Below are 2,715 nucleotides of genomic sequence, written 5' to 3' on the forward strand. Positions count from 1 at the left end.
AAATTTGATAAAGCTCTAAATTTACACTGGCATCATAATGATGTCCAAAATTTTGTTTCAACTGTTAAGTTGAAACTGTATTTCATTAACGTTTTGTTGTTCAGTTTTCAAGGTTCATGTTTCGCTACTCTTTTAAAGCGACTTTTTATAGTATAACATCGAATATCTCGTATGTCAACAATAATATTATCTACTGTAAATAGCGATAACTTTTTTAGTATAACATTATATTTTGGTGTTGTCAAACACTTTGCACATCTTTATTGACAACTTTATTATTATACCAATCACACTCAGTAAAGTCAACAACAATTTTAAATATCGTACAAATCCAGCCTTACTGAAGCGGCAACTTTTACTATACCACTATAATTTATTGTATACAAGTATTTTTTATAAGAATAATATTTTCTTTTTTGGCTTTATTAAATATAAAACTTTACCCATAACTAAAATGATTTTAGAGAGTTGTTTCTTCCTAAGTGATTACAACTTATGACAAACGAAGATTATTAGTATATGCCTAATTTGAGGATAAGTTACCTTTAGGTAACCTTGTAATAAAAAAGTGCATACTTCACATGATAAAAGAGCATCTGTAAAATATGTGTTGAATAAAGAGGAACATTTGTATAGAAAAGAGGTATTCGTTTATGGGACAATCATTAAAAGGAAAAACGGCACTCATTACAGGGAGTGGTAAAGGAATTGGAAAAGCCACTGCAATCGCTCTTGCAAAGGAAGGCGTTAATGTAGGGCTTTTAGCTCGAACAGAGGCAGATTTAAAAAGTGTTATATCAGAAATTGAATCAACTGGAGTAAAAGTCGCTTATGCTACAGGAGATGTTGCTTCACTCGAACAAGTGGAAAAAGCAGTCGATTCACTTACTAATGAACTAGGATCCTTCGATATTTTGATTAACAATGCTGGGATAGGAAAGTTTGGTGGCTTTCTAGATCTTTCTCCTGAAGAATGGAAATCTATGATTGATGTTAATTTAATGGGAGTCTACTACGTAACACGAACAGTTCTTCCGCAACTAATTGAAAAAAACGGTGGAGATATTATTAATATTTCCTCTACTGCTGGACAAAAAGGTGCCCCCGCTACAAGTGCATATAGCGCATCTAAATTTGGCCTTCTTGGTTTAACAGAGTCATTAGCACTAGAAGTTCGGAAACATAATATTCGTGTTACTGCTTTAACACCAAGCACTGTCGCTACAGAGCTTGCTTTTAAAGAAAATTTAACGGACGGCAACCCAGAAAAGGTTATGCAGCCGGAGGATTTAGCTGAATTTATCGTTTCCCAACTGAAACTTCATCCTCGTGTATTTATTAAATCAGCTGGCTTATGGTCTACCAACCCATAAGTAAAAATAAAAAGGAAGTTATAAAGGGTGTGAACTGAACCCCGAATAGGTCCACTTTTTTTAAAGTTTCCACTATTCGGGGTTCAGTTCAGTGATCTATTTATATCTTAGATTCACCCTTCTTTTTCGTCTTTTAAATCTGCAGAAATCTTAATTTGCTCTATACGTTTTTTTCCCCACTCGTACATCATCTCTACAATTGGCAGTAAAGTCATCCCAAGATCTGTCATGGAATATATCACTTTTGGTGGCATTTCGGGATACACTTTACGATGAATGATCCCATCCTCCATCAGCTCTCTTAATTGATTTGTTAGTATTTTATGTGATATTTTTGGAAAAATTTTTTGCAATTCACTAAATCGATGTGGTCCCTCTACACCTAGATGCCATAAAATAACCACTTTCCATTTTCCACTTATAATCGATAAGGTTAATTCTTTCTCACAATGAAAGTCACCATTGCTAATCTTTTCTTTTATCTCATCGCGTAATCTATCGGTCATAATTTTTGACTCTCCATTCACAAATTTCAATATAGGCAACTAACATACCTTACTATTGTTTAGTATATCATTATTAAATCTAGATAAATGAAACTACGCTTAGCTGGTATATGTATGTCAACTAACAAAATATCAATGATACTCTTTTGAACCTCAAGTTAAAGATTAAATCCTGAAAGCTGCGAAGCGCGATGACACGTCGAAAAACTGCGTCATCTGCGTCAGTCCGATGCTCATGTAACGAGTCACACTGTGCTTCGGGCCTCCTTGATTCCTTGTTTTCCTCGGTCCTCCCACTTCTCGAGATTTTCCTTCTGTATTTTTGATTGTTCTTAAACGCGCCGATTAAAGCCTTCGGCTTTTTGTACGTTGAGGGCTTTTTAGGTATAAAAAAGACCACTGAATTTTCAGTGGTCTCTGTTGCCTAGCAACGTCCTACTCTCACAGGGGGTACCCCTCAACTACCATCGACGCTCTGCGAAGCACGATGACACGTCGGAAAACTGCGTCATCTGCGTCAGTCCGATGCTCATGTACCAAGTACACTGCGCTTCGGGCTTCCTTGATTCCTTGTTTTCCTCGGTCCTCCCGCTTCTCGAGTTTTTCCTTCTGCATTTTTGATCGTTCTTAAACGCGCCGATTAAAGCCTTCGGCTTTTGTTTGTTGGGGGCTTTTTGGATATAAAAAAAGACCACTGAATTTTCAGTGGTCTCTGTTGCCTAGCAACGTCCTACTCTCACAGGGGGAAGCCCCCAACTACCATCGGCGCTAAAGAGCTTAACTTCCGTGTTCGGTATGGGAACGGGTGTGACCTCTTTGCCATCATCACTAGACTA

At 37.1% G+C, this 2,715-nt stretch carries 2 protein-coding genes and 1 rRNA gene; 1 reads left to right on the top strand and 2 read right to left on the bottom strand.

The window, feature by feature from the left end:
• Positions 1–653: 653 nt before the first annotated feature.
• On the top strand, positions 654–1,373 hold the full coding sequence (locus EC501_RS18195; RefSeq protein ID WP_122973748.1) for a 3-ketoacyl-ACP reductase: 720 nt from the start codon (positions 654–656) through the stop codon (positions 1,371–1,373).
• Between the two features lie 113 nt (positions 1,374–1,486).
• Here EC501_RS18195 and EC501_RS18200 read toward each other — a convergent pair whose 3' ends face one another.
• Positions 1,487–1,879: a winged helix-turn-helix transcriptional regulator gene (locus EC501_RS18200; protein ID WP_122973749.1), complete on the bottom strand. Its 393-nt coding sequence runs from the start codon at positions 1,877–1,879 to the stop codon at positions 1,487–1,489.
• Between the two features lie 717 nt (positions 1,880–2,596).
• Positions 2,597–2,712 (bottom strand): 5S ribosomal RNA (gene rrf, locus EC501_RS18205).
• Between the last annotated feature and the right edge of the window lie 3 nt (positions 2,713–2,715).

The sequence above is a fragment of the Lysinibacillus halotolerans genome, from assembly GCF_003711845.1.
Taxonomy (GTDB): Bacteria; Bacillota; Bacilli; order Bacillales_A; family Planococcaceae; genus Ureibacillus; species Ureibacillus halotolerans.

Coding starts and splice junctions, on each gene's coding strand:
- EC501_RS18195 (WP_122973748.1), top strand. CDS start 654: ATGGGACAATCATTAAAAGGAAAAACGGCACTCATTACAGGGAGTGGT.
- EC501_RS18200 (WP_122973749.1), bottom strand. CDS start 1,879: ATGACCGATAGATTACGCGATGAGATAAAAGAAAAGATTAGCAATGGT.